24 protein-coding genes and 1 other RNA gene are annotated in these 25,003 nt (G+C 58.4%); 16 read left to right on the top strand and 9 right to left on the bottom strand.

The window, feature by feature from the left end:
• Positions 1-41: 41 nt before the first annotated feature.
• Entirely contained in the window at positions 42-1,739 is a 1,698-nt protein-coding gene (locus ABLX76_RS08110; RefSeq protein WP_048296861.1) for an SgrR family transcriptional regulator, read from the bottom strand.
• Positions 1,740-1,866: 127 nt separating this feature from the next.
• On the opposite strand from ABLX76_RS08110, the gene cof reads away from it, so the two are divergent.
• Positions 1,867-2,685 carry an HMP-PP phosphatase gene (cof, locus tag ABLX76_RS08105; protein ID WP_044521268.1) on the top strand — a complete coding sequence of 273 codons (819 nt, stop codon included), beginning with the start codon at positions 1,867-1,869 and terminating at the stop codon, positions 2,683-2,685.
• A gap of 44 nt (positions 2,686-2,729) precedes the next feature.
• Here the strand turns inward: cof and ABLX76_RS08100 are convergent, their stop codons facing one another.
• Positions 2,730-3,782, bottom strand: coding sequence for a PLP-dependent cysteine synthase family protein (locus tag ABLX76_RS08100; protein ID WP_023288621.1), 1,053 nt, complete (start codon positions 3,780-3,782; stop codon positions 2,730-2,732).
• Between the two features lie 115 nt (positions 3,783-3,897).
• On the opposite strand from ABLX76_RS08100, the gene ABLX76_RS08095 reads away from it, so the two are divergent.
• The 5 genes from ABLX76_RS08095 to amtB all read left to right on the top strand — a co-directional run bounded on the left by ABLX76_RS08095 (position 3,898) and on the right by amtB (position 9,845).
• A complete protein-coding gene (locus ABLX76_RS08095) occupies positions 3,898-4,356 on the top strand; it encodes an Lrp/AsnC family transcriptional regulator (RefSeq protein WP_048296864.1) in 459 nt (152 codons plus the stop codon).
• Between the two features lie 43 nt (positions 4,357-4,399).
• The gene (locus tag ABLX76_RS08090) at positions 4,400-6,172 is read left to right on the top strand and encodes a SmdA family multidrug ABC transporter permease/ATP-binding protein (protein WP_023288622.1); all 1,773 of its coding nucleotides are present in this window, start codon (positions 4,400-4,402) and stop codon (positions 6,170-6,172) included.
• Entirely contained in the window at positions 6,165-7,943 is a 1,779-nt protein-coding gene (locus tag ABLX76_RS08085) for a SmdB family multidrug efflux ABC transporter permease/ATP-binding protein (protein WP_072413907.1), read from the top strand. The genes ABLX76_RS08090 and ABLX76_RS08085 overlap by 8 nt, the downstream gene beginning before the upstream one ends.
• A gap of 243 nt (positions 7,944-8,186) precedes the next feature.
• Complete coding sequence (gene glnK / locus ABLX76_RS08080; protein ID WP_002891893.1) at positions 8,187-8,525, top strand: P-II family nitrogen regulator; 339 nt, start codon at positions 8,187-8,189, stop codon at positions 8,523-8,525.
• 33 nt (positions 8,526-8,558) lie between these two features.
• Positions 8,559-9,845 (top strand): ammonium transporter AmtB, encoded by a 1,287-nt coding sequence (gene amtB, locus ABLX76_RS08075; protein ID WP_004204781.1) that lies wholly within the window; start codon positions 8,559-8,561, stop codon positions 9,843-9,845.
• A gap of 51 nt (positions 9,846-9,896) precedes the next feature.
• On the opposite strand, the gene tesB is transcribed toward amtB, so the two are convergent.
• On the bottom strand, positions 9,897-10,760 hold the full coding sequence (gene tesB, locus ABLX76_RS08070) for an acyl-CoA thioesterase II (protein ID WP_032453859.1): 864 nt from the start codon (positions 10,758-10,760) through the stop codon (positions 9,897-9,899).
• A gap of 216 nt (positions 10,761-10,976) precedes the next feature.
• On the opposite strand from tesB, the gene ABLX76_RS08065 reads away from it, so the two are divergent.
• Positions 10,977-11,468: a YbaY family lipoprotein gene (locus ABLX76_RS08065; protein ID WP_023288625.1), complete on the top strand. Its 492-nt coding sequence runs from the start codon at positions 10,977-10,979 to the stop codon at positions 11,466-11,468.
• Positions 11,469-11,504: 36 nt separating this feature from the next.
• On the opposite strand, the gene ABLX76_RS08060 is transcribed toward ABLX76_RS08065, so the two are convergent.
• Together ABLX76_RS08060 and ABLX76_RS08055 are read right to left on the bottom strand one after the other, a co-directional pair.
• The gene (locus tag ABLX76_RS08060) at positions 11,505-11,816 is read right to left on the bottom strand and encodes an MGMT family protein (protein ID WP_023288626.1); all 312 of its coding nucleotides are present in this window, start codon (positions 11,814-11,816) and stop codon (positions 11,505-11,507) included.
• Between the two features lie 65 nt (positions 11,817-11,881).
• The gene (locus ABLX76_RS08055; protein ID WP_017898905.1) at positions 11,882-12,289 is read right to left on the bottom strand and encodes a hypothetical protein; all 408 of its coding nucleotides are present in this window, start codon (positions 12,287-12,289) and stop codon (positions 11,882-11,884) included.
• A 241-nt stretch (positions 12,290-12,530) separates the two neighbouring features.
• Between ABLX76_RS08055 and ffs the strand changes: the two genes are divergently transcribed.
• The 3 genes from ffs (at position 12,531) to ABLX76_RS08040 (ending at position 13,406) form a co-directional block, all read left to right on the top strand.
• Positions 12,531-12,627, top strand: an RNA gene (gene ffs, locus ABLX76_RS08050) — signal recognition particle sRNA small type.
• Between the two features lie 309 nt (positions 12,628-12,936).
• Positions 12,937-13,194, top strand: a complete 258-nt coding sequence (locus ABLX76_RS08045; protein WP_023288627.1) for a hypothetical protein — start codon at positions 12,937-12,939, stop codon at positions 13,192-13,194.
• The gene (locus ABLX76_RS08040) at positions 13,191-13,406 is read left to right on the top strand and encodes a hypothetical protein (protein WP_004142688.1); all 216 of its coding nucleotides are present in this window, start codon (positions 13,191-13,193) and stop codon (positions 13,404-13,406) included. The genes ABLX76_RS08045 and ABLX76_RS08040 overlap by 4 nt, the downstream gene beginning before the upstream one ends.
• Positions 13,407-13,540: 134 nt before the next feature.
• On the opposite strand, the gene ABLX76_RS08035 is transcribed toward ABLX76_RS08040, so the two are convergent.
• Positions 13,541-14,968: a PLP-dependent aminotransferase family protein gene (locus tag ABLX76_RS08035; protein WP_348874409.1), complete on the bottom strand. Its 1,428-nt coding sequence runs from the start codon at positions 14,966-14,968 to the stop codon at positions 13,541-13,543.
• Positions 14,969-15,056: 88 nt separating this feature from the next.
• Here ABLX76_RS08035 and ABLX76_RS08030 point away from each other — a divergent pair, with 88 nt between their 5' ends.
• The gene (locus ABLX76_RS08030) at positions 15,057-15,671 is read left to right on the top strand and encodes a membrane protein (protein WP_032453862.1); all 615 of its coding nucleotides are present in this window, start codon (positions 15,057-15,059) and stop codon (positions 15,669-15,671) included.
• Positions 15,672-15,715: 44 nt separating this feature from the next.
• Here ABLX76_RS08030 and ABLX76_RS08025 read toward each other — a convergent pair whose 3' ends face one another.
• Positions 15,716-16,558, bottom strand: a complete 843-nt coding sequence (locus ABLX76_RS08025; RefSeq protein ID WP_087776320.1) for a nickel/cobalt efflux protein RcnA — start codon at positions 16,556-16,558, stop codon at positions 15,716-15,718.
• Positions 16,559-16,722: 164 nt separating this feature from the next.
• On the opposite strand from ABLX76_RS08025, the gene ABLX76_RS08020 reads away from it, so the two are divergent.
• Positions 16,723-16,995 carry a metal-sensing transcriptional repressor gene (locus tag ABLX76_RS08020; protein ID WP_004204767.1) on the top strand — a complete coding sequence of 91 codons (273 nt, stop codon included), beginning with the start codon at positions 16,723-16,725 and terminating at the stop codon, positions 16,993-16,995.
• 62 nt (positions 16,996-17,057) lie between these two features.
• Here ABLX76_RS08020 and ABLX76_RS08015 read toward each other — a convergent pair whose 3' ends face one another.
• Positions 17,058-18,617 carry an EAL domain-containing protein gene (locus ABLX76_RS08015; RefSeq protein ID WP_348874408.1) on the bottom strand — a complete coding sequence of 520 codons (1,560 nt, stop codon included), beginning with the start codon at positions 18,615-18,617 and terminating at the stop codon, positions 17,058-17,060.
• 235 nt (positions 18,618-18,852) lie between these two features.
• Positions 18,853-19,962, bottom strand: coding sequence for a sn-glycerol-3-phosphate ABC transporter ATP-binding protein UgpC (gene ugpC, locus ABLX76_RS08010; RefSeq protein ID WP_023288632.1), 1,110 nt, complete (start codon positions 19,960-19,962; stop codon positions 18,853-18,855).
• Between the two features lie 355 nt (positions 19,963-20,317).
• On the opposite strand from ugpC, the gene ABLX76_RS08005 reads away from it, so the two are divergent.
• The 4 genes from ABLX76_RS08005 (at position 20,318) to ABLX76_RS07990 (ending at position 24,989) form a co-directional block, all read left to right on the top strand.
• Positions 20,318-21,550 (top strand): maltodextrin ABC transporter substrate-binding protein, encoded by a 1,233-nt coding sequence (locus tag ABLX76_RS08005; protein WP_044521281.1) that lies wholly within the window; start codon positions 20,318-20,320, stop codon positions 21,548-21,550.
• 62 nt (positions 21,551-21,612) lie between these two features.
• Positions 21,613-22,920: a sugar ABC transporter permease gene (locus ABLX76_RS08000; RefSeq protein ID WP_023288634.1), complete on the top strand. Its 1,308-nt coding sequence runs from the start codon at positions 21,613-21,615 to the stop codon at positions 22,918-22,920.
• A 10-nt stretch (positions 22,921-22,930) separates the two neighbouring features.
• A complete protein-coding gene (locus ABLX76_RS07995; protein WP_004204761.1) occupies positions 22,931-23,782 on the top strand; it encodes a sugar ABC transporter permease in 852 nt (283 codons plus the stop codon).
• 4 nt (positions 23,783-23,786) lie between these two features.
• Positions 23,787-24,989 (top strand): arabinogalactan endo-beta-1,4-galactanase, encoded by a 1,203-nt coding sequence (locus ABLX76_RS07990; RefSeq protein ID WP_048296878.1) that lies wholly within the window; start codon positions 23,787-23,789, stop codon positions 24,987-24,989.
• The last annotated feature ends 14 nt before the right edge of the window (positions 24,990-25,003 follow it).

Raw genomic sequence — 25,003 nt, 5'->3', positions numbered from 1 at the left:
GGCGATATGGTAGCGCCAGACGCCCGCCACCACCAGCTCTCTCACGTCGACGCCGGCAGCCAGGCGCTGGCGAAGTCGAACCAGCCGCGGGCGTTGAGGCGCAAGCCATTGACACCCGGCGGGGCGCTGATCCGATAGTTGTATTTAAACAGCGGCGTCATGATGGCGTCTTCCATCAGGTTGTTGAATACGTTGCGCAGCGCATCGTTGCGGCTGCGGGCTTCCGGCTGCGCCTGTACCGCGTCTAATGTCGCCTGCAGATGGGCATATTGCGCCCCGGTCAGCAAATTGGGCCACAGCATATCGCAGCGCAGCCACTGCTCCAGGGCATACTCTGGCGCTTCGCCGATCAGGCGGTCGCCCATCATCAGGTCGGCCTGCCCCAGATGCTGGCAGCCCTCCCAGTTTTTGGCGTCATGAAACAGAAGCGTCAGCTCGCAGCCCAGCACAGCCAGCCGCTGTCTCAGCTGTTCGGCCATGGCGTGGAGTTCGACCGGCAGATGGTAGAGCAGCGTGAGCCTGGCCGGCAGCGGCACCGCGCTGTTTTCCGGCCCCTGCGGGATGGACCATCCCGGCAACACCTCATGGCTTGGCGTAATCAGATCCTCGTCGAGCGGCAGCGTTTCCAGCAACGATGAGCGGTGAATTATCGATACCAGCCGCTGGGCCTGCGCTTTGCTAAGCCGAGGGCTGTGACGCAGGGTCAGATAGCAGAAGCCAAGACTGATGCTGTTGCTGACCTGGCGCAGGTTATGGAGCTCTTCGCGATCGCCAATCGTGATCTGCACCGGGTGGCGGCAGCTGGTGCCGAGATCGCGATCGAAGAGCTGGGGGGTGATCCAGTACTCCACCGCCTGGATCAGCGGATGCCGCAGATGGTAGCGGGGATGGTTCTCCAGGCGGACGAGTTCCGGACTAAACCGCTTCAGGCGGAACGGTCCGCAGCCGATGGCCGGATCGTCAGGATGGGCCAGCACGCTGCAATAGCTGGCGAGGCGGAACGGCAGCCAGTAGTCAGGACGATGCAGCGTGATGGTTAGGCACTGGGCGTGAGTGACATCGATGCGGCTGATACTGGCGAAGAGGGTCCTCAAGGCGGGCAGATCCAGCAGCAGCAGTAAGCGCTGCCGCAGCTGTGCGGTTTCCACCGCATCGCCGTTGTGCCAGCACAGCGTGGAGCGGATATAAAACTGCCAGCGCAGGCCGTCAGGGGAGACCTGCCAGTGGTGCGCCAGATCGCCGATCGGCATAGTGTCGCCTTCGTCGAAGCGCGTCAGCCCGGCATAGATCTGCCCGGCCAGATGCTGCTCGGCGCGTCCGGGCAGAAAGCCGGGGCGTAGCGGCTCCAGCGGGCGATAGTATGGAATACGCAGCGTCGGGGTATTATTTTGCCACTGACCGCCCAGAAAGGGGTGGAGCAGGGCTTTCAGCTCCACCGGGGCCAGCTGCGCCAGCTCCAGCGCGTTTTGCTGCTGACCTTTATGCAGCGCCAGCTCCATCATCTCATTGCGCAAACGTTCCGGCGTTTTGTAAAAAGAGAGCAGTCCGCGCTTGCCGCGCCCGGAGCGGGCCTGCCAGCTTAACCATCCGGCCTCTTGCGCCTGACGCAGCAGGGTACGGACGTGGCGTTCGCTGCAAAAACAGCGTTCCGCCAGTTCGCCGACGGTGACCTGCTGCGGCGCCCCGGCTGAGGGTTGCCACAGCCGCTGGTACTGATTTAAACGGTGTAAGAGTCGCATAAGCGCTGTCGTCCACCGGGCCGTAATAAACCCGGAACAATTTATATTATCTATTCACTATTACTTCCGTATATCCCAGGTGATACTGCAGCACAAGCGAAGCCCATCACACATTGGGGAAAATACCATGGCAAAACTGGCAGCATTTGATATGGACGGCACCTTGCTGATGCCGGACCATCGTCTCGGAGAAAAGACGCTCACCGCGCTGAAACGGCTGCGGGAACGCGATATCACCCTGACGTTCGCCACCGGCCGCCATGCGCTGGAGATGCACCATGTGATGGGTGAGTTTTCCCTGGACGCCTTTCTGATCACGGGCAACGGGACGCGCATCCACTCGCTGGAAGGGGAGGAGCTGTACCGCCAGGATCTCAATCCCGAGGTAGCGGAAGAAGTGCTGCATAGTCGATGGGATACCCGGGCCAGCATGCACGTGTTTAATGACGGCGGTTGGTTCACCGGCCAGGCAAGGCCTGAGCTGCTGAAGGCGCATGTCTTTAGCGGGTTTCGCTATCAACTGTGCGATCCGAAACGTATGTCGGCGCATCATGTCACCAAGATCTGCTTCTGCGGCGATCATGACGATCTGCGCCGCCTGCGGATCCAACTGAATGAGGCGCTGGGCCAGCGCGCGTTTCTCTGCTTCTCGGCGATGGACTGTCTGGAAGTGCTGCCGGTTGGCTGCAATAAAGGCGCGGCGCTGGCGAGGCTGAGCCAGCACCTGGGCCTCACCCTACAGGAGTGCATGGCCTTCGGCGATGCGATGAACGATCGCGAGATGCTTCGCAGCGTCGGGCGGGGGTTCATCATGGGCAACGCGATGCCGCAGCTGAAAGCCGAGCTGCCGCATCTCCCGGTTATCGGCGACTGCCGGCATCAGGCGGTCTCCCATTTTTTAACGCATTGGCTGGATAATCCTGATCTTCCTTATTCCCCCGAATAGAGAGACCCTTCCAGCAAGCCAGATAGCATTCTATCTGGCTTTTTTTATGTTCTGCCGACCAGCCGGGCGAGCTCCGCCTGCCAGGGGGCGATATCGCCGATGTTGGCCGCCACCCACTGTGGGTTGTAATAGCTTTCCAGATAACGCTCGCCGCTGTCGCACAGCAGGGTCACGAGGGAACCCGTGCGTCCTTCCTCGCGCATCCGCGCGGCCAGCTGCAGCACCCCCCACATATTGGTTCCGGTCGAGGCGCCGACTTTCCGTCCAAGCTGCGTTTCCAGCCACAAAGCAGTGGCCACGCTCGCCGCATCCGGCACGCGCAGCATCTCATCGACAACGTCGGGTATAAACGATGGTTCGACGCGCGGGCGGCCAATGCCTTCAATTTTGCTGCCGACCGGGCTGCGCAGGCTGGCGTCGCGAGTCTGCCAGTAATCGAGGAACACCGAATTTTGCGGGTCGACAACCATCAGCTGCGTCTCGTAGCCCTGGCTGCGAATATAGCGGCCAATGGTCGCTGAGGTGCCGCCGGTGCCGGCGCTCATCACGATCCACGATGGCTGCGGGTGCGGCTCATGGCTCATCTGGCGGAAAATACTGTCGGCGATATTGTTATTGCCGCGCCAGTCGGTGGCCCGCTCGGCGAAGGTAAACTGATCCATATAGTGACCGTTCAACTCGCGCGCCAGCGTTTCGGAAGCCGCGTAGATTTCGCAGGCGTTCTGCACAAAATGGCAGCGTCCGCCGTAGAACTCGATCTGTTCGATTTTGCGTCTGGCGGTGCAGGAGGGCATCACGGCGATAAACGGCAGCCCCAGCAGGCGGGCGAAATAGGCTTCAGAAACCGCGGTCGAACCCGAAGACGATTCGATAATCGTGGTGCCTTCTTTGATCCAGCCGTTGCACAGGCCATAGAGAAACAGCGACCGCGCCAGACGATGTTTGAGGCTACCGGTCGGATGCGTACTTTCATCCTTCAGATAAATCGGGATCCCGGGAAAACCAGGCAGCGCCAGGCGAATCAGGTGTGTATCGGCGGAACGCTGATAGTCGGCGTTAATTTCACTAATGGCGTGTTTTACCCAGGCGCTATTCATCTCGGATTCCTGTTTGTCATTTTGTGCCCAGCTTAGCGGATTGTGCGGGAAAAATTGTTGCTATTTAGCCTTTCAATTACAATTGCGGGAGTAAATTATTCTCTCTGGTGGCCTTATGTTAGATAAAATTGACCGTAAGCTGCTGGCGCTGCTGCAGGAAGATTGCACCCTCTCTTTGCAGGCGCTGGCTGATGCCGTTAATCTGACCACGACCCCTTGCTGGAAACGCCTGAAACGACTCGAGGATGACGGTATTCTCCGCGGGCGCGTCGCCTTACTGGATGCGGAAAAGGTGGGGCTGGGGCTGACGGCGTTTGTCCTGATCAAGACCCAACATCACAGCAGCGACTGGTATTGCCATTTTGTGAGCGAAGTGACGCAGATGGCTGAAGTGCTCGGCTTCTGGCGGATGGCGGGGGAGTATGACTATCTGCTGCGGGTGCAGGTGGCCGATATGAAGCGCTATGACGACTTTTATAAACGTTTGGTGAACAGCGTGCCGGGGCTGTCGGATGTCACTTCGAGTTTTGCCATGGAACAGATAAAATACACCACCGCCTTGCCTGTCGAATAACGGTATTGCGCCGTAACCCATAACAAAATCAGGATCTTACTGCTTGCGATTATTTGCACAACTCAGCTGGTATTTCCGCCGGGAGTGGCGCCGCTATCTTGGCGCCATTGCCCTGCTGGCCATTATTGCCGTCCTGCAGCTTGTTCCGCCGAAGGTGGTGGGCATTGTGGTCGACGGCGTGACGCAACAACATTACACCGCGGAGAAGGTGTGGATGTGGATCGGCGCGCTGGTGCTGATCGCGGTGATGGTTTACCTGCTGCGCTATGTCTGGCGCGTGCTGCTGTTCGGCGCCTCTTACCAGCTGGCGGTTGAACTGCGGGAAGACTTTTACCGGCAGCTGAGCCGCCAGCATCCGGCGTTCTATTTGCGCCATCGCACCGGGGATCTGATCGCCCGCGCCACCAACGACGTGGACCGGGTGGTGTTTGCCGCCGGTGAAGGGGTGTTAACCCTGGTGGATTCCCTGGTGATGGGCTGTGCGGTGTTGATTGTGATGTCGACGCAGATTAGCTGGCAGCTCACCCTGCTGGCGCTGCTGCCGATGCCGCTGATGGCCCTGGCGATCAAACGCAACGGCGATGCCCTTCACGAACGTTTTCGCGTTGCCCAGGCGGCCTTTTCCAGCCTCAACGATCGCACGCAGGAGAGTCTGACCAGCATCCGCATGATTAAGGCGTTCGGGCTGGAGGATCGCCAGTCGGCGCAGTTTGCCGCCGATGCGGCCGATACCGGAGCGAAAAATATGCGCGTGGCGCGCATTGACGCTCGCTTCGACCCTACTATCTATATCGCCATCGGGGCGGCGAATCTGCTGGCCATCGGCGGCGGCAGCTGGATGGTGATCCACGGTAGCCTGACGCTGGGTCAGCTCACCAGCTTTGTGATGTACCTTGGTCTGATGATCTGGCCGATGCTGGCGCTGGCGTGGATGTTTAACATCGTGGAGCGCGGTAGCGCGGCCTATGGTCGTATTCGCACCATGCTCGAAGAGGCGCCGGCGGTGGACGACGGGACCGAGACGGTACCGGCTGGCCGCGGCGTCCTGCAGGTCGCTATCCGCGATTTCATCTATCCGCAGGCGAGCAAACCTTCGCTGGAACAGGTTAATTTTACCCTGCAGCCGGGGCAAATGCTGGGCATCTGCGGGCCGACGGGCGCTGGCAAAAGCACCATTCTGGCCCTGCTGCAGCGCCATTTTGACGTCACCAGCGGCGAGATCCGCTTTCACGATCTGCCGCTACCGCGTCTGCAGCTCGACAGCTGGCGCGAGCGGCTGGCGGTGGTCAATCAGACGCCGTTTTTATTCTCCGATACCGTCGCCAATAATATCGCGCTGGGAAAACCGGACGCGACGCCGGAACAGATTGAGCGGGTGGCGCGGCTGGCCAGCGTGCATGACGACATTCTGCGTCTGCCCCAGGGGTACGATACCGAAGTGGGCGAGCGCGGCGTGATGCTCTCCGGCGGCCAGAAACAGCGCATCTCGATTGCCCGCGCCCTGCTGCTGGAGGCCGAAATTCTGATCCTTGATGATGCTTTATCCGCGGTGGATGGCCGCACCGAACACCAGATCCTGCATAACCTGCGCCAGTGGGGAGAGGGGCGGACGGTGATCATCAGCGCCCACCGCCTGTCGGCGCTGACTGAGGCCAGCGAAATCCTGGTGCTGCAGCATGGGCATGTCGCCCAGCGCGGCCGCCATGAGGCGCTGGCGGTGCAGCCCGGCTGGTACCGCGACATGTATCGGTATCAGCAGCTGGAAGCCGCGCTCGACGAGGTTCCCCAGGAGCAAGAGGAGGCCCTGGATGCGTAGCTTTACCGAACTCTGGCCGACGCTTAAACGCCTGCTGGCCTATGGTTCACCGTGGCGTAAGCCGCTGGCCATCGCGGTGGCGATGATGTGGATCGCGGCGGCGGCGGAGGTGAGCGGCCCGCTGCTTATCAGCTATTTCATTGACAATATGGTGGCGAAACAGACTCTGCCGCTGAAGCTGGTGGCAGGCCTGGCGGCAGCCTATATCGGTCTGCAGCTGCTGGCGGCGCTACTGCATTATAACCAGTCGCTGCTGTTTAACCGCGCCGCGGTCGGCGTGGTCCAGCAGTTACGCAGCGATGTGATGGATGCCGCCCTGCATCAGCCGCTCAGCGAGTTTGATACTCAGCCGGTCGGGCAGCTGATCTCACGCGTGACCAACGATACCGAAGTCATTCGTGACCTGTATGTGACGGTAGTGGCAACGGTGCTGCGCAGCGCGGCGCTGATCGGCGCGATGCTGGTGGCGATGTTTAGCCTCGACTGGCGGATGGCGCTGGTGGCGATCGCGATTTTCCCGGCGGTGCTGATCGTGATGATCATTTATCAGCGCTATAGCACGCCGATCGTGCGCCGGGTGCGCGCCTGGCTTGCCGACATCAACGATGGCTTTAACGAAGTGATCAACGGCATGGGGGTCATCCAGCAGTTCCGCCAGCAGGCGCGTTTTGGCGAACGGATGCGCGAGGCCAGCTACGCCCACTACCTGGCGCGGATGCAGACGCTGCGCCTGGACGGTTTTCTGCTGCGTCCGCTGCTGAGCCTCTTTTCCTCGCTGGTGCTGTGCGGGCTGCTGATGCTGTTCGGCTTTAGCGCGGCGGGCACGATTGAGGTCGGGGTGCTGTACGCGTTTATCAGCTATCTCGGACGCCTCAACGAGCCGCTCATTGAGCTGACCACCCAGCAGTCGATGCTGCAGCAGGCGGTGGTCGCCGGCGAACGCGTTTTCGAACTGATGGACCGTCCGCGCCAGGCGTGGGGCGCCGATGACGCGCCGCTGAGCAGCGGTCGGGTGGAAATCGACCATCTCTCCTTTGCCTACCGCGGGGATCGTCTGGTCCTCCAGGATATCACGCTGGATATACCTTCCCGCAGTTTTGTGGCGCTGGTCGGGCATACCGGCAGTGGGAAGAGTACCCTCGCCAGTCTGATGATGGGCTATTACCCGTTAACCCACGGGGAGATCCGCATCGATGGCCGGCCGCTCTCTTCTCTCAGCCACAGCGCGTTGCGTCGGGGCATCGCGATGGTGCAACAGGATCCGGTGGTGCTGGCGGATACCTTCTACGCCAACGTCGCGCTGGGCCGGGACATCAGCGAAACACAGGTCTGGGAAGCGCTGGAGGCGGTGCAGCTGGCGGCGGTGGCGCGCAGCATGCGCGACGGCCTGTACACCCAGCTGGGCGAGCAGGGCAATAATCTCTCCGTCGGACAGAAGCAGCTGCTGGCGCTGGCGCGCGTGCTGGTGGAGACCCCGCAGGTTCTGATTCTGGATGAGGCGACGGCGAACATCGACTCCGGCACCGAGCAGGCGATCCAGCAGGCGCTGGCGAAGGTTCGCCAGCATACCACCCTGGTGGTTATCGCCCATCGTCTGTCGACCATCGTTGAGGCGGATACCATTCTGGTCCTGCATCGCGGTCAGGCCGTCGAGCGGGGCAACCATCAGCAGCTGCTGGCGGCGAAAGGCCGCTACTGGCAGATGTATCAGCTACAGCTGGCTGGTGAAGAGCTGGCGGCCAGCGCCAGAGAAGAGTCGCTCAGCGCCTGATGCACCACCAGCAGGCAGCGAAGGCGGGTCGGCCTGTCGTGGTGCAAAAACGTTACATCAAATGCACCGCCGTGGTGCATTTTTGCCCGTTAAACGCCTTTACGCAGGCTAATGCCTGACCTCTCGCCTGTTTTTTGCCATCAAAGGGCCGCTCAGCGGCCTTTTTTCATTTCTGGCATAGCCCTTGCTTTATATCCATCGTGTTAGCTGCGGCCATTACCGAATACTGACTGGAGGGGACTTATGAAGCTGGTTACCGTGGTAATCAAACCATTCAAACTGGAAGACGTGCGTGAAGCCTTGTCTTCCATCGGCATTCAGGGCCTGACGGTCACTGAAGTCAAAGGATTTGGCCGTCAGAAAGGTCATGCGGAGCTCTACCGCGGCGCCGAGTATAGCGTCAACTTTCTGCCAAAAGTGAAGATTGATGTGGCGATCGCCGACGATCAGCTGGATGAAGTTATCGATGTCATCAGCAAAGCGGCTTACACCGGAAAAATTGGCGACGGCAAAATTTTTGTCGCTGAATTGCAGCGCGTCATTCGCATCCGTACCGGCGAAGCTGACGAAGCGGCACTGTAATTTCCAGACCACACAGTGATGGGGAACGAAACAATGAAAATGGCAACAATGAAATCGGGTCTGGGGGCGTTAGCCCTTCTTCCGGGGCTGGCGATGGCCGCGCCTGCGGTGGCGGACAAAGCCGATAATGCGTTTATGATGATTTGCACCGCGCTGGTTCTGTTTATGACTATCCCGGGGATTGCGCTGTTTTACGGCGGGCTGATCCGCGGTAAGAACGTTCTTTCCATGTTGACGCAGGTGATTGTCACCTTTGGCCTCGTCTGCGTACTGTGGGTCATTTATGGCTATACCCTGGCCTTCGGCACAGGCGGCAGCTTCTTCGGCAGCTTTGACTGGGTAATGCTGAAAAATATTGAACTGAAAGCGCTGATGGGCACCTTCTATCAGTATATCCACGTCGCCTTCCAGGGCTCGTTCGCCTGCATCACCGTCGGGCTGATCGTCGGCGCGCTGGCTGAACGTATCCGTTTCTCCGCGGTGCTGATTTTCGTGGTGGTGTGGATGACGCTCTCCTACGTGCCGATTGCGCATATGGTCTGGGGCGGCGGTCTGCTGGCGACCCATGGCGCGCTGGATTTCGCCGGCGGCACCGTTGTGCACATCAACGCCGCGGTCGCCGGGCTGGTGGGCGCCTATATGATGGGCAAACGCGTGGGCTTCGGCAAAGAAGCGTTCAAACCGCATAACCTGCCGATGGTGTTCACCGGCACCGCTATCCTCTATGTGGGCTGGTTCGGCTTCAACGCCGGCTCTGCCAGCGCAGCGAATGAAATCGCGGCCCTGGCGTTCGTTAACACCGTCGTGGCGACCGCCGCGGCTATCCTGGCGTGGACCTTTGGCGAATGGGCTCTGCGCGGCAAACCTTCACTGCTGGGCGCCTGCTCCGGGGCAATTGCCGGTCTGGTTGGCGTTACGCCGGCGTGTGGTTATATCGGTGTCGGCGGCGCGCTGATCGTCGGTATCGCCTCTGGCCTGGCGGGTATCTGGGGCGTGACTGCGCTGAAACGCTGGCTGCGTGTGGATGACCCTTGCGACGTCTTCGGCGTCCACGGCGTCTGCGGCATCGTCGGCTGTATCCTGACCGGTATCTTCGCGGCGACTTCTCTGGGCGGCGTCGGTTATGCGGAAGGCGTCACCATGGGCCATCAGCTGCTGGTGCAGCTGGAAAGTATCGGCATTACCGTGGTCTGGTCCGGCGTCGTCGCTTTCATCGGCTACAAAGTGGCGGATATGACCGTAGGGCTGCGCGTACCGGAAGAGCAGGAGCGCGAAGGGCTGGACGTCAACAGCCATGGCGAAAACGCCTACAACGCCTGACAGAAAACCCTTCTCCATGTAGCAAAAAGCCTCCCGTCAGGGAGGCTTTTTTTATGCGTTGCGGTTGCGCATTACCCCTTCCTGGACCGTTGAGGCAACCAGCGTGCCATCCTGCGTGTAAAACTCGCCGCGAACGAAGCCGCGGGCGCTGGAGGCCGAGGTGCTTTCAACGCTGTACAGCAGCCACTCATTGATATTAAACGGCCGATGGAACCACATTGAGTGGTCGATGGTGGCGACCTGCATGCCGGGCTCAAGGAAACCAACGCCGTGCGGCTGCAGCGCCACCGGCAGGAAGTTAAAGTCCGAGGCATAGCCCAGCAGATACTGATGAATGCGCAGATCGTCGGGAACGGCGCCGTTGGCGCGCAGCCAGACCTGGCGCGCCGGCTCGGCGATATGGCCTTTCATCGGGTTATGAAATTCCACCGGGCGGATCTCCAGCGGCTTATCGCAGAGGAATTTGTCTTTCACCTGCGGCGGCAGGAGATGCGCCAGCTTGCGGGCGATGTCGGTTTCCGAAGGCAGTCCGTCAGGGGAGGGGGCGTCCGGCATCGCTTTCTGATGCTCATAGCCGTGCTCTGGCGCCTGGAAGGAGGCGGTCATATAGAAGATCGGCTTCCCGTTCTGGATAGCGGCGACCCGGCGGGCGCTAAAGCTGTTGCCGTCGCGCAGGACCTCCACATCGTAGACGATCGGTTTTTGACTGTCGCCGGGGCGCAGAAAGTAGCTGTGAAACGAATGCACCAGACGTTCAACGGGCACGGTCTCTTTTGCGGCATACAGCGCCTGGCCCACCACCTGGCCGCCAAAAACCTGGCGCAATCCCAGGTCTTCGCTCTGTCCACGGAACAACCCTTCCTCAATTTTTTCCAGATCTAATAATGCCAGCAGGTTAGAGAGTGCCTGACTCATACTTATCCTCAATTAACAATGGCGGCGCCGTGCGCGTAATGTGGCAAAGTATAACCTGGAATCGCAAGTGGTCCGATGGGTGTAATAATCTGAATAACAACCGGTCAACAGGAAGAAATCTGAGATCTGTGCCACACTTATTGACGACACGAAAGTTCCTGCCGGCGAAGCGGCGGAACATCCTCCTGGGTATAAAGGGATGATAAGGAGAACATCATGAAATTTGCCTATATGTTTAGTGCCTTAGCCGTCGCCGCGACGCTGACCGCCTGTGCTAATCACCACTCCACCAGTTCTTCCGCTCAGGCAGCCGCACCCGACCCTTACGGTATTGCGACGCTGAGCGTGGCGCAGCAGCAGCCGAGCGTCACGGGGACGATTAATATCCGCCAGAGAATCGCATTACCGCCGGATGCGGTGCTGACGGTGACCCTGTCGGATGCTTCTCTGGCAGATGCGCCAGCCCGCGTATTGTCGCAAAAAGCGGTGCGTACCGAAGGCAAGCAGGCGCCATTTAACTTTGCCCTGCCTTACAACCCGGCAGATATTCAACCGAACGCCCGCATTCTGTTGAGTGCAGCGATTACGGTTAATGGCCAGCTGATGTTCATTACCGATACCGTGCAGACGGTGATCAATCAGGGGGGCACCCATGCCGACCTGACGCTGGTTCCGGTTCAGCAGACCGCCGTACCTGTCGCACAGTAAGCTCGATGAGCCCCCGGATGGGGGCTTTTTTTGTCTTCAGTAAACCCAGCGATAGTGCTGGAGATCGATATGGCCGCTGCCGGAGACCTGTACCCCTTCGGCCAGCAATGCCTGACGCTGCCGCTGCAGATCGGGGCCGGTGAGGGAGATATCGCCATGGCGATTGACCACCCGATGCCAGGGCAGAGTGGACCCTTCCGGCAGACGCTTCAGCACACCGCCCACCTGGCGCGCCGCGCGCGGAGAACCGGCCAGCCTGGCGACATCGCCATAGGTCGTGACATACCCTTCCGGTATTGACGCCACAATGTGCCAGACACGTTGGGGAAATGTATCGAGCGGATCCATATTCAGTCCTGTTACCCGAAAAACGCCAGCATAAGCGCTGATCTGCAGGCTGTACAGCCTGCATATCAGGCGGGCTGTTCGACGGTGAACGTCAGGGCCAGGCCGAGGATCTGCATGCCATGGACATTGTCGGAAGGTGAACTGGCGATGAGGCTCTCCAGGAATTTTAACCGCTGCGAGGTGGCGTTGATGATCAGCTTCGCGCGCAGGCCCGGCATGGTCAGCGACGAGATGGGGTAGACCACCCGACCGCTGATGTAGACCGGTAGCTTGCGCAGTTCCACCTGACGCAGCACGCCGACGGTGGAATAGAGCAGCGCCAGCGGCGTGACCGCCCGCACCGGCGCCTGACTGATAGTCACGAAGTCGAGCATTTTTTCAGGGCGCAGATAATTCACCCCCTGAAAGGCGATGGTCATCCCTTCAATGGCGGGCAAAGGCAGAGTGATGGTCTGTGGTGATGAGTCAGTCATTCGATTACCGTAGAGACAATGCGCTGATGATAAAAGAGAACATAAGGTGGATAAGTATGGTGGATATCCCGGCAGTGTGCTGAGCGCACGCTCTCACTCTCACAGATTGAGCGTGAGTGACTGGTTTTATTCGCGTTATTGCGCAATAAACCAGCAGGCAGTCGGGGCGCGCTTGCAATTCACCAGGTCAGCAGGGATAATGCGCCAGCGCGTTGGGTAACAACGCTCTCAATGGGGGCTCTGTTGGTTCTCCCGCAACGCTACTCTGTTTACCAGGTCAGGTCCGGAAGGAAGCAGCCAGAGCAGACGACGTGTGTGCCGGGATGTAGCTGGCAGGGCCCCCACCCATCTCGCCCTCATGATATATCCCTTATATTTTCCCGGTCTGTATTCCTGCTATATTTAATACCTGATACAGATCACATATTATTTTTTGTTGCTAAAACAACCCGTTTTTATTCCATAATATTGACTTGTCATAAATCTGAAATGCTACTGCAATATTAATGTCATTTTCGTGTCATAAATAAAGAGCATCTTATTACTGGGAATTTGTTGCCAGATCCATGCTATAAAATATATTTCTGGATCAGCATGTTAACTTCGTGTATTAATTATGATGATTTTATTGCACGGGAAGCGTAGCTATGACCACAGTGGTTTTGAATGTAAAAATTGACGCTGAGTTAAAAGAGAAGTTGCGTCATTATGCGGAAGTGAATAACGAGAACCTGGGTACGGCAACGGAAAAGCTGCTGCAGCTGGCTTTTCAGCTGGAGGCATCAGCAGGTGAGGCGGGGGTGACGGAAGAGGACATTGACAGCCAGCATACCGAAGAGGAGGCGACGCCATTAACCCCTAAAGAAATCAAAGCATTAAGAAAACTTCTGAAGAAGAAAAAATGAAACAACAATTCTCTACAGCCAGCAACTATAGCGAAGCCTGCGATATGTTGCGCTCAGGATACGTAAAACACGTTCGCCTGAACTGGAATATCGGTAGTGATGAGTTCTTTCGCATTGCATCCGACTGGTGTGACACCGGCGCTAAAATTAAAAAAGATGAAGATGGCTTTATTATTTCCCTGAAAGGGTTTCCTATTCCGCGCCAGCATTAATGAAATTGCCTTATTTCCGTCACCGGGTTGCCATAACCAGATGACAGGATACTCAGGCAATTTTATAAAAACATCTCATATACCTCATGGATGACGGACTTTTGACGGGCTGAAGCCAGCCCGTCGATATTTTCTTATATTATTTTCCGCAAACGCGTATTTTCCCGCTGTTCTGCAAGGCTATGCCACAATGGTTGTAGCGTGGAGAAGGCCTGGCGTAATGCTTCGTCCGGCAAGGTAAACGGCAGACGTAAATAGCGATCGAACGCGCCCTCCAGACCAAACCGCGTCCCGGTGCCGATATGGATCCCCTGGCTTTCCGCCCGCGCAGAGAACAGGGTGGCCAGCATGTCAGGGAGTTCCACCCAAAAAGAGAGTCCGCCTTCCGGTGGCGTAAAGCGCCAGCGGGGAAAATACTCTTTCATCAGCACTTCGCACATGTCCCGGCGCGCCTGCAGCATCTCCCGTCGCGGCGGCAGCAGTGTGGCGGCGTTTGCCAGCAGCCAGCTGCAGGCCAACTGCTCCAGCAGCGGCGTACCCAGGTCCAGAGAGTCGCGGGCCTGAATCAGCGAGGCGATCGTTCGCGCGCTGGCGCGGACCCAGCCGATGCGCAGTCCCCCCCAGAAACTTTTCCCGGCCGAACCGATAGTGATCACCGCGGCGTCGGGATTAAAGCAGGCCAGCGGCGGCGGGGGCGGGGCGTTATACCAGAGGTCGACCATGGTCTCATCGATCACCAGCGTTGTTCGCGTCCTGGCCGCGATGTCCGCGACCCGCTGGCGGGTAGGGGCATCCATACAGCGCCCGGTAGGGTTGTGAAAATCCGGCATCAGCCATGCCACACGCGGCGCGGTCTGCGCAATGGTCGCCGCTAATCCATCACAGTCCCATCCCTGCTGGGGGAGTGCGACCCCGACGGGCCGGCAGGAGGCGCCCTGAATGGCGCTGATGGCCATTGGATAGGTCGGGGCGTCAATGACCACCCGGTCACCGGGGCCGGTGAACAGACGCAGGATCAGCGCGAAGGCGCTGAGCGCGCCGTTGACCACCATCACTTCATCGGGCCGCGTCGGCAGGCCACGTTCGCTGTAGCGCCGGGCAATCGCTTCCCGCAGCACCGGGAGCCCCTGCTGATCGTAGCCGGTCTGGGTGAGATAGGGCGGCAGCAGGGTCATGGCGTGCTGGAAGGCCTGATGGAGCTCCGGACCGGCGCTGAGGGCAGCGGTAGAGAGATTGATCGTCGAGGGGGTCGCAGAGGGCGGCGGCAGATCGGCAGGGCGTTCCGGCAGGACAATGCGCGACCCGCTCCCCTGGCGGCTATGGAGAAACCCCTCCTCCCGCAGCTGACCGAGGGCGCTGGCGATGGTCGTCCGGCTGACGTTGAGGGCCGCCGCCAGCTCGCGCTCGCCGGGCAGGCGCGTCTGTAGCGTCAGACGGCCATCGAGGATCAGCAGGCGGAGCGCTTCCGCCAGCTGGCGCCATAGCGGTGTGCGGGAACTGGACTCCTGCCAGTTGCCAAGCAGGCGTACCAGGGACTGTGTTCCAAAGCGTCGGGCTGACATAGCGATCCACTTTTCCAAAACTGGCCATTAATTATCAGTCCATTTTTGCTGATGATGAGGGCATTCGCAATGATGTTGAGGAAAAAATATGCTTCGTCGCCTGCTGCAGTTATATATCGGTCTGGTGCTCTACGGCGTGTCCACGGCGCTCTTCGTGCATGCTAATCTCGGCGCCGATCCGTGGGACGTTTTTCATCTTGGGGTGGCTAAACAGCTGGGGATCAGTTTCGGGACCGTGATTATCCTGACCGGCGCCGCGGTGCTGCTGCTATGGATCCCGATTCGGCAGATGCCGGGGCTCGGCACGGTGAGTAATGTTATCGTGCTGGGGCTGGCGGCGGACGCCACGCTGGCCGTCCTGCCTCCGCTGGAGTCGCTGGTGGCGCGCAGTGCGCTGCTGGTGGTGGCGATTGTGATGAACGCTATCGCCACCGGGATGTACATTGGCGCGGGCTTTGGCCCGGGACCGCGCGATGGCCTGATGACCGGCCTGCACGCTCGTACCGGCTGGTCATTGCGCGGTATCCGTACGGCGATCGAGCTCTCCGTACTGCTGATTGGCTGTCTGCTGGGGGGCAAGTTTGGCGTCGGAACCGTCATTTACGCGCTGTCGATTGGGCCGCTGATCCAGCTGTGCCTGCCGTGGTTCAGCCAGCCCGTCCGCCGCCGGGCGGTCAGCACTCCCCGGGAGAGCGTCTCCTGAAGGGAACCCGCGCCCTCGTCGTCAAGAAGAGGGCGCATTGTGGTTTACAGGCCACTCAGGCCATGAAGCATCATGTAGATCCCCACCACAATAATCAGTAAGCCTGAGATCCAGGGCGCTTTGCGCGAGATGTCGTTAAGCCACGGCCAGCGGCGGGTGGCATGTTTCATGCTCAGGGCGGCGATAGCCCCGGAAGCCACCAGCGTCAGCGCCAGACCGACGCTAAAGCCGAGTACCAGCGTGGCGCCCAGCGAGAATTTCTTCAGCTGTAAACAGATAAGCAGCACGGTAATGGACGCCGGGCAGGGGATCAGCCCGCCGGTCAGGCCAAACATCACAATCTGCCCGGTCGTCACCTGGCGGCCATCGAAGCGCCGGTTAATCTCCTGAGCATGGGCCCGCTGATGCGCGTCCTGCCACTCCTCCGCCACCAGCGGCGCGCCAGGGGAGTGAGAATGATGGTGGTCATGATGTTCATGATGATGATGGTCATGGTGATGGTCATGGTCGTGCCCGTGCTGATGATGATGGGGGTGGGCGTGGGGCCGCGATTCGCGCCAGGTGCGCCAGAGCATCCAGCAGGCAATCAACACAATGACAACCCCCGAGATCAGCTGAAACCAGGGCTCAGAAGTCTGGGCGTTCCAGCCGCGGCCAAACCACAGGCCGGCCATGGCGATCAGCCAGACCACCGCGGTATGCGAGACCGTCGCCGCCAGCCCCAACAGAACCGCCTGCTTTAAGGTTCCCCGTACCGCCACGATAAAGGCGGCCATCATCGTTTTTGAGTGGCCGGGTTCAAGGCCGTGCAGCGCGCCGAGCAGTATCGCGCTGGGAATAAACAGCCAGGCATTGCCCTGCTGCAGAAGGGAAGTGAAATCGTTCATATCGGGATCCTTGCCAAAAGTGGCTCTATGCTACTCCCCCCCAGTAGTAAAATACTACTCCCCAGTAGAAAAAGAGGCTGATAAAAGGGATCATGCTATGCTGGCAGGCGTTGCCGGCGTCGAAGGTCGGGCAATGACGGCAGAATAAAACGGTGGATCGCGCAATGTCACACACAGTGAGAGACAAAAAGAAGTTACTGACCCGGCTGAAGAAAATTCAGGGGCAGAGTACCGCATTAGAGAAAATGCTTAATCGCGAGCATGAGTGCGCTGAGGTGCTACAGCAGCTGGCGGCGATCCGCGGCGCGGTCAATGGCATGATGCTGCAGGTTATCCAGGGGCATCTGACCGACCATGTGGTGAAAGAGCCAGATGAGACGCAGCGTGAAGCGGATCTGGAGACGGTGATGCAGGTGATTAAATCCTATCTGAAGTAGCCTCCGGCAGAGGGCGGCGAAGAGGCCGCGCCCGCTGACCTTCTGCGCAGGCTGCCTGCCGCTTAATGCGCATGGAGATTATCTTCCGCCCACTGAATAAATGACTCTTTTGGCAGCGCTTTGCTGTACAGCCACCCCTGGGCGTACTGAACGCCATGCTGTCGCAGCCAGTCGCGCTGGCTTTCGGTTTCCACCCCTTCGGCGACGGTGGTCAGATTGAGCGCCTTGGCCATTTCAATAATGTGCGGCGTCAGCGGCCGGTACTCGAGGGTATCGACAAAGGATTTATCGATTTTCAGCGTGTCGACGTCCAGCTTCTGCAGATAGCTCAGACTGGAGTAGCCGGTACCGAAATCGTCAATCGAGATCCGATGGCCAGCCTGACGGTAGTGAGCGATCACCGGCATGGTGGTCTCCGGGTCGACAAACCCGCGCTCGGTGATCTCAAGGATGATCTGTTCGGCGGCGATCCCCCAGTGCTGCAGCTGATCGTGTAACAGCGTGGGCAGGGTGGGAGAGCGTAAGTCATCCACCGACAGGTTGATGGAGATATGCACTTCCGGCCGCTGCCTCAGCCAGGGGCCCAGATCGGCGAAAATTTTCCTGACGATATCTTCCGTCAGCTGGGTGATCAGTCCGGTCTGCTCGGCCAGGGGAATAAAGATATCCGGCGATAAATAGGTACCGTCGGGTTGCTGCCAGCGCGCCAGCGCTTCGGCTCCGGCGATTTTCCCGTCCTGCAATGAAATAATCGGCTGATAGTGAACCTGAATCGCCTGGGAATGGAGGGCGTCCAGCATACTGTTACGCGGTGAACGCAGGTGTCTCAGCAGGCGCAGCAGCAGCCAGGTGGCAAGCAGGCTGGTGAAGATGCCGGCCGGGAGCCAGAAGATCAACTGCTGCCGTATGTGCTGCTGCAGGGGCAGGGTGGATGACCAGGTCACAATGCCGGATCCCAGCTCGGGAATGCGCTGGATCCGGTAGACCGTATTATCCAGGTTAAGCATATTCAGGTGCGGGTCTTTAATCCGTTGCCAGGCCTTCGCCGGCAGCGGCTGGCTGCTGATCACCATTTTCAGATGGTCCAAACCAAACAGCATGCTATGGATCTTCTCCTCGCTGACGGGCGCCACATCAATGAAGGAGATGGGATCGATCATTACCATATGCTGCTGGCTGGCCATGGCCGTCATCTGGTGATTGAGGCCAAGATCGTTAATCGAGGTCAGCCAGGTGCGATAGCCGTCGGAGGCAATGTGGTCCGGTGGCGGGAAGGTCACCGCGACGCTATGGTCTTCCAGCGAGGAGCATTGCGGCACGGAATCCTGCAGCCAGAGCACTTCCTGAACGTAGCGGTGGGTATAGGCGATCCGGCGGAGCATGAGCAGATGTTCAGGGCTACAGGACGAGGCTGTATGTGCATCGGCCTCCCGCAGCGCTTCCCGGGCCTGATCGGCGACCTGCAGCGTGCGGGCGACGATGCGGTTGGAATAATCATCCAGTTCACGATAGAACTGCATTTTGGCCTGCCGCGCCGCCTGCCAGATGCTGAGCGAGATGGGCAGGATGATGGCCAGTATCAGCACCCCTGTAAACAGCGCCATCAGATGCCGGGTCCTCATGCCTGTGTCCTTATCGTTCGCCGGGTGTCATCAGTATATGCGAAAGATAAACCGGGCGCAGTGGGAGAAATCGCGCTGTGCGGGGAAAAAAACCGGCATCACAATAGCCTGCGATGCCGGGAGAGAAGGATGATTCCGATGCAGCAGAATAAAAATGAGGGTGTGAATGCCGGGCAGGATGTATTCCGGCATTCAGTCGCAGCATACGCTGCGCAGATGACAGCAATATGTTGGCTTAATGCGCGTCTGGCGCCGTGATATCGGCGCTGATGCGCAGATCGTTCTCATCAAACACCATGCAGAAGCGGTCATCGAAGGCCAGATTAATCTTCTGCCACGGGCGGAAATGGACGTCGCCGGGCAGCAGAACCTTGACGTTATCGTGACCATAGCACTGGCCGAACAAGTAGGTATTGTTGCCCAGACGTTCCACCACTTCACATTGAAACTCCACCACGGTACCGGTGGAGACTTCAGGCGTGAGATGCTCTGGCCGGATCCCCAGCGTTACCGCGGCGCCGGGGTTAAGCGGTTGGGTGGCAACGTTCAGGGTGAGCTGATGATCCTGGGCGAGGGTGACCGTTAAACGCTCTGGCTGCCAGTCGCTGACGGTGGCGGGTAAAAAGTTCATCTTTGGCGAGCCGATAAAACCGGCGACGAATTTGTTGACCGGATTGTAGTACAGCGCCATCGGCGAACCCATTTGTTCAACCTTTCCGTAGTTCATAACCACGATTTTATCAGCGAGAGTCATCGCCTCCACCTGATCGTGCGTGACATACACCATGGTGGTCTTCAGCTCCTGGTGCAGGCGGGCAATATGCAGGCGCATATCGACGCGCAGTTCCGCGTCGAGGTTAGAAAGCGGCTCATCGAACATAAACACCCGGGGATTACGCACGATAGCGCGGCCTATGGCTACGCGCTGCCGCTGGCCGCCGGAGAGCTGCTTCGGTTTACGGTCCAGCAGGTGAGAGAGCTGCAGCGTTTTGGCCACCATTTCCACCTGGCGACGGATCTCCGCTTTCGGCACTTTATTCACCTTCAGCCCGTAGCCCATATTCTCCGCCACCGTCATGTGCGGGTAGAGCGCATAGGACTGAAAAACCATCGCCACGCCGCGGCGGGCGGGGACCACATCGTTCATCACCTCATCGCCGATCAGCACTTCCCCGTCGCTAACCTCTTCCAGCCCGGCAATCATACGTAACAGCGTCGATTTTCCACAGCCGGAAGGGCCGACGAAGACCGCAAACTCGCCATCTTCAATATCGAGATTGACCTGGTGCAGCGTCACCGTGCTGCCGAACCTTTTGGTGACATTCCTCAGTCGTATATTGGACATCCACATTCCCCGAAGTGAGTAGCCGTTGTTTGCCGTTGGCGTGTCGCTGAGTTGATTAAATTTGTATTACGTGTAACAAAACAGCGTGACGATATTCAACAGCGCTAAAATCATGTCCTGACTATAACTTCCGCGTTTTTTGCGCCATACAGCGGCGTTTCATTTCTGCAAGGATGATCACACAACTGGCAGCTTATGGTAGTTTTATCCCCAATCAAAGCGTAGCGTATAACAAAAGCGAATCAGCGTCTGTTTTCTATCTAACAACGCAGTTTGAAATGATTTTTTTTTCTAGCTGACAGACGTAATTCAAATAAAAACCAATAAATTGTTATACCTTCACATGAGGTTGATAATGAAAAAGAACACGCTTGCTGCACTGATCCTTACCACCCTCGCGGCGGGGCAACTTACCAGCCTGCAGGCGCAGGCCGCCGGGCAGCTCAACGTTTGGGAAGACATTAAAAAATCCACTGGCATCAAAACCGCGGTCAGCGATTTTGAGAAGCAGTACAACGTGAAGGTCAATCTGCAGGAGATGCCTTATGCCCAGCAGCTGGAAAAGCTGCGCCTCGACGGCCCGGCGGGCATTGGGCCGGACGTGCTGGTGATCCCGAATGACCAGCTCGGCGGCGCCGTCGTTCAGGGGCTTCTCTCGCCGCTCAACGTCGAGCAGGCGAAACAGGATGCCTTTACGCCAGCCTCTATCAATGCCTTCCGCATGGACAACGCGCTGTACGGCATCCCGAAAGCGGTGGAAACCCTGGTGCTTATCTACAACAAGGACCTGATCGACAAGCCGCTGGACAGCCTGCAGGCCTGGCTGGACTACTCGAAGACCCAGCGCGAGCAGAACAAATACGGCCTGCTGGCGAAGTTTGATCAGATCTACTACAGCTGGGGAGCCATTGGCCCGATGGGCGGCTATATCTTCGCGAAGAACGACGGCGGCGGTTTCAACCCGCAGCAGGTGGGGCTCAATACTCCCGGCGCCGTGGAAGCCGTGACCTTCCTGAAAAAATTCTATGCCGAGAAGGCTTTCCCTGCAGGGATCCTCGGCGATAACGGGCTGAACGCCATTGATTCGCTGTTTACCGAGAAAAAAGCGGCAGCGGTGATCAACGGCCCCTGGGCCTTCCAGCCGTATGAAGCCGCCGGTATCAACTATGGCGTGGTGCCGCTGCCGACCCTGCCGGACGGCAAGCCGATGAGCTCCTTCCTCGGCGTTAAGGGCTACGTGGTATCGACCTGGAGTAAAGACAAGGCGCTGGCGCAACAGTTTATCGAGTTCATCAACCAGCCGCAGTATGTAAAAGCCCGCTATGTCGCCACCGGCGAAATCCCGCCGCTGAAGGCGATGATTGACGACCCGGTGATTAAAAATGACGAAAAGGCCAGCGCCGTCGCCGTACAGTCGGCGCGGGCGATGGCCATGCCGGGCATTCCGGAGATGGGGGAAGTGTGGGGGCCGGCTAATGCCGCGCTTGAACTGAGCCTCACCGGCAAGCAGGCGCCGCAGGCCGCGCTCGATAACGCGGTGAAACAGATCAAGATGCAGATCGAAGCGATGCAGGCCAGCAATCAGTAATTTACCGTCACGTGAAGTCACCGAGCGGGAGGGGGACCTCCCGTTTGTAGAAGGAGTCGAGTGTGAGCATCCATTCCAGCGAAAATTATAGCGACGCGCGCGGGCCCGGGCGCCATGCGTGGTGCGGCCTGCTGCTGGCAATCGTGCCGGGTTTCGGCCAGTTTTATCATCGCCAGTGGCTGAAGGGGCTGGTCTTCCTGGTGTTGTTGAGCAGCTTTCTGGGTATTTTTTATGACTTCCTGCGCGAGGGGCTGTGGGGGCTCTATACCCTGGGTGAAGAGGTGCCCCGGGATAACTCTATCTTCCTGTTAGCGGAGGGGATTATCAGCGTGCTGATCGTCGCTTTTGGCGTGCTGATCTATTTTCTCTCGCTGCGGGACGCGTGGCTGAACGGCAAAAAACGCGATGAGGGGGGCGCGCTGAACAGCGTGCGTAAGCAGTACCAGATGCTGCTGAGCGACGGCTTCCCGTACCTGATGATCACGCCAGGCTTTATTCTGCTGGTCTTTGTGGTGATCTTTCCCATTCTGTTTGGTTTCGCCATCGCCTTCACCAACTATAACCTGTACCACACGCCGCCGGCGAAGCTGGTGGACTGGGTGGGCCTGAAAAACTTCGTCAATATTTTCACCCTCTCCATCTGGCGCTCCACCTTCCTGGATGTGCTGCAGTGGACCGTGGTGTGGACGCTGCTGGCGACCACCCTGCAGTGTACGGTGGGCGTGCTGTTGGCGATTCTGGTGAACCAAAAAGATCTGCGCTTTAAGCCGCTGATCCGCACTATCTTTATTTTGCCGTGGGCGGTGCCGGGGTTTGTCACCATCCTCGTCTTTGCCGGGATGTTCAATGACTCCTTCGGGGTGATTAACAACGCGATCCTGTCATTCTTCGGCATCAGTCCAAAGGCATGGCTGACCGACCCGTTCTGGACCAAAACTGCGCTGATCATGATGCAGACCTGGCTTGGCTTCCCGTTTGTCTTTGCCATGACCACCGGCGTGCTGCAGGCGATCCCGGACGATCTGTATGAAGCGGCGACGATGGACGGCGCCAGCGCCTTTACCCGCCTGCGCACCATCACCTTGCCGCTGGTGCTGTACGCGATCGCGCCGATCATCATCACCCAGTACACCTTCAACTTTAATAATTTCAACATCATTTATCTGTTTAACAACGGCGGCCCTGCGGTGGCGGGATCTAACGCCGGCGGGACGGATATTCTGGTGTCGTGGATCTATAAGCTGACGATGTCCTCGTCGCAGTACGCCATCGCGGCGACCATCACTATCCTGCTGTCGATCTTCGTCGTCGGCCTGGCGCTGTGGCAGTTCCGCGCCACCAAATCCTTCAAAAATGACGACATGGCGTAAGGGAAGCAACATGGCTCAATCACCCAGTATTAAACGCGAAAAGTGGATCCGACTCTCTCTCACCTGGCTGGTGGTTATCCTGGTCTCGGTGGTGATTATCTATCCGCTGGTCTGGACCGTCGGGGCGTCGCTGAACGCCGGCAATAGCCTGCTGAGTACCTCGATCATTCCGGAAAATCTGTCGTTCCAGCACTATGCCGATCTGTTCAATGGCAATGTGAATTACCTTACCTGGTACTGGAACTCGATGAAAATCAGCTTCCTGACTATGGTGCTGACCCTGATTAGCGTCAGCTTTACCGCCTACGCCTTCTCCCGCTTCCGCTTTAAAGGGCGGCAGAACGGGCTGATGCTGTTCCTGCTGCTGCAGATGATCCCGCAGTTTTCCGCGCTGATTGCCATCTTTGTGCTGTCGCAACTGCTTGGCCTGATTAACAGCCATTTGGCGCTGGTGCTGATCTACGTCGGGGGAATGATCCCGATGAACACCTGGCTGATGAAGGGGTATCTCGACGCGATCCCAAAAGATCTGGATGAGTCCGCCCGCATGGACGGCGCCAGCAGCTTTCGCATCTTTATCGAGATCATCATGCCGTTGTCGAGGCCGATCCTCGCGGTGGTGGCGCTGTTCTCCTTCACCGGCCCGCTGGGGGATTTCATCCTCTCCAGCACCATCCTGCGTACCCCGGATAAATACACCCTGCCTATCGGTCTGTATAACCTGGTGGCGCAAAAAATGGGGGCCAGCTACACCACCTACGCGGCGGGGGCGGTGCTGATTGCCGTGCCGGTCGCGATCCTCTATCTGGCGTTACAAAAATACTTCGTCTCCGGCCTGACCTCGGGCAGTACTAAAGGATAAGCACATGAAAAGATTTACACCCGCATGGCTTGCGGTTTGTCTGGCATGCAGTTTTTCCCCCCCTTCGCTGGCGGCGGACGCGCTTGAAACCCGCGCCTTTCAGGGCATGCCGGCGGACTTTATTAAAGGCGCGGATATCTCCACGCTGCTGGATGCTGAAAAGCACGGGGCGACCTTCTACGACCAGAATAACCAGCGTAAGGATCCGATCGCCATTCTGAAAGAGAACGGCGTCAACTATGTTCGCCTCCGCCTGTGGGTGGATCCGCAATCGGCAAGCGGCGAGGGCTATGGCGGCGGGAATAACGATCTGGCCACGACCCTGGCGCTGGCGAAACGCGCGAAAGCCCAGGGAATGAAGCTGCTGCTCGACTTTCATTACAGCGATTTCTGGACCGATCCCGGCAAGCAGTTCAAACCGAAGGCCTGGGAAAAGATGGATTACCCGCAGCTGAAAACGGCGATTCATGACTATACCCGGGATACCATCGCCCGCTTTAAGCAGGCGGGCGTCCTGCCGGATATGGTGCAGATCGGCAATGAGATCAATGGCGGTATGCTGTGGCCGGAAGGGAAAAGCTGGGGGCAGGGGGGCGGAGAGTTCGACCGGCTGGCTGGTCTGCTGAACGCGGCCATTGATGGCCTGAAGGCGAACCTGCACAACGGCGAGCAGGTGAAAATCATGCTGCATCTGGCTGAAGGGACCAAAAACGATACCTTCCGCTGGTGGTTTGACGAAATAGAGAAACGCCATGTGCCGTATGACGTGATCGGTTTGTCGATGTACACCTACTGGAACGGGCCGATCAGCGCCCTGAAGGCCAATATGGATGACATCAGCAAACGCTATAACAAAGACGTTATTGTCGTCGAGGCGGCCTATGCCTATACCCTGGCCAATTGCGATAACGCGGAAAATAGTTTCCAGGCCAAAGAGGAAAAGGACGGGGGATATCCCGCCAGCGTGCAGGGACAATATCGCTATATCCACGATCTGATGCAGGCGGTCATCGATGTTCCCGACCAGCGCGGCAAAGGGATTTTTTACTGGGAGCCCACGTGGATTGCCGTTCCGGGAAATACCTGGGCCACCCCGGCGGGGATGAAATATATCCATGACGAATGGAAAGAGGGCAATGCGCGTGAAAATCAGGCGCTATTTGATTGCCAGGGAAAAGTATTGCCGTCGGTAAAAGTATTTAATTAATTTTTTGTCGTTCT

This window comes from Klebsiella sp. JB_Kp004, assembly GCF_040065795.1.
GTDB classification, from domain to species: Bacteria; Pseudomonadota; Gammaproteobacteria; order Enterobacterales; family Enterobacteriaceae; genus Klebsiella; species Klebsiella quasipneumoniae.
Note: the sequence above shows the minus strand (reverse complement) of the source record. Positions and strands in the feature narration are given on the sequence as shown.

What these genes read in the sequence shown, in the direction of transcription:
- ABLX76_RS08110 (WP_048296861.1), bottom strand. Translation starts at nt 1,739, where the DNA reads ATGCGACTCTTACACCGTTTAAATCAGTACCAGCGGCTGTGGCAACCC.
- cof (WP_044521268.1), top strand. Translation starts at nt 1,867, where the DNA reads ATGGCAAAACTGGCAGCATTTGATATGGACGGCACCTTGCTGATGCCG.
- ABLX76_RS08100 (WP_023288621.1), bottom strand. Translation starts at nt 3,782, where the DNA reads ATGAATAGCGCCTGGGTAAAACACGCCATTAGTGAAATTAACGCCGAC.
- ABLX76_RS08095 (WP_048296864.1), top strand. Translation starts at nt 3,898, where the DNA reads ATGTTAGATAAAATTGACCGTAAGCTGCTGGCGCTGCTGCAGGAAGAT.
- ABLX76_RS08085 (WP_072413907.1), top strand. Translation starts at nt 6,165, where the DNA reads ATGCGTAGCTTTACCGAACTCTGGCCGACGCTTAAACGCCTGCTGGCC.
- glnK (WP_002891893.1), top strand. Translation starts at nt 8,187, where the DNA reads ATGAAGCTGGTTACCGTGGTAATCAAACCATTCAAACTGGAAGACGTG.
- amtB (WP_004204781.1), top strand. Translation starts at nt 8,559, where the DNA reads ATGAAAATGGCAACAATGAAATCGGGTCTGGGGGCGTTAGCCCTTCTT.
- tesB (WP_032453859.1), bottom strand. Translation starts at nt 10,760, where the DNA reads ATGAGTCAGGCACTCTCTAACCTGCTGGCATTATTAGATCTGGAAAAA.
- ABLX76_RS08065 (WP_023288625.1), top strand. Translation starts at nt 10,977, where the DNA reads ATGAAATTTGCCTATATGTTTAGTGCCTTAGCCGTCGCCGCGACGCTG.
- ABLX76_RS08060 (WP_023288626.1), bottom strand. Translation starts at nt 11,816, where the DNA reads ATGGATCCGCTCGATACATTTCCCCAACGTGTCTGGCACATTGTGGCG.
- ABLX76_RS08055 (WP_017898905.1), bottom strand. Translation starts at nt 12,289, where the DNA reads ATGACTGACTCATCACCACAGACCATCACTCTGCCTTTGCCCGCCATT.
- ABLX76_RS08045 (WP_023288627.1), top strand. Translation starts at nt 12,937, where the DNA reads ATGACCACAGTGGTTTTGAATGTAAAAATTGACGCTGAGTTAAAAGAG.
- ABLX76_RS08040 (WP_004142688.1), top strand. Translation starts at nt 13,191, where the DNA reads ATGAAACAACAATTCTCTACAGCCAGCAACTATAGCGAAGCCTGCGAT.
- ABLX76_RS08035 (WP_348874409.1), bottom strand. Translation starts at nt 14,968, where the DNA reads ATGTCAGCCCGACGCTTTGGAACACAGTCCCTGGTACGCCTGCTTGGC.
- ABLX76_RS08030 (WP_032453862.1), top strand. Translation starts at nt 15,057, where the DNA reads ATGCTTCGTCGCCTGCTGCAGTTATATATCGGTCTGGTGCTCTACGGC.
- ABLX76_RS08025 (WP_087776320.1), bottom strand. Translation starts at nt 16,558, where the DNA reads ATGAACGATTTCACTTCCCTTCTGCAGCAGGGCAATGCCTGGCTGTTT.
- ABLX76_RS08020 (WP_004204767.1), top strand. Translation starts at nt 16,723, where the DNA reads ATGTCACACACAGTGAGAGACAAAAAGAAGTTACTGACCCGGCTGAAG.
- ABLX76_RS08015 (WP_348874408.1), bottom strand. Translation starts at nt 18,617, where the DNA reads ATGAGGACCCGGCATCTGATGGCGCTGTTTACAGGGGTGCTGATACTG.
- ugpC (WP_023288632.1), bottom strand. Translation starts at nt 19,962, where the DNA reads ATGTCCAATATACGACTGAGGAATGTCACCAAAAGGTTCGGCAGCACG.
- ABLX76_RS08005 (WP_044521281.1), top strand. Translation starts at nt 20,318, where the DNA reads ATGAAAAAGAACACGCTTGCTGCACTGATCCTTACCACCCTCGCGGCG.
- ABLX76_RS07995 (WP_004204761.1), top strand. Translation starts at nt 22,931, where the DNA reads ATGGCTCAATCACCCAGTATTAAACGCGAAAAGTGGATCCGACTCTCT.
- ABLX76_RS07990 (WP_048296878.1), top strand. Translation starts at nt 23,787, where the DNA reads ATGAAAAGATTTACACCCGCATGGCTTGCGGTTTGTCTGGCATGCAGT.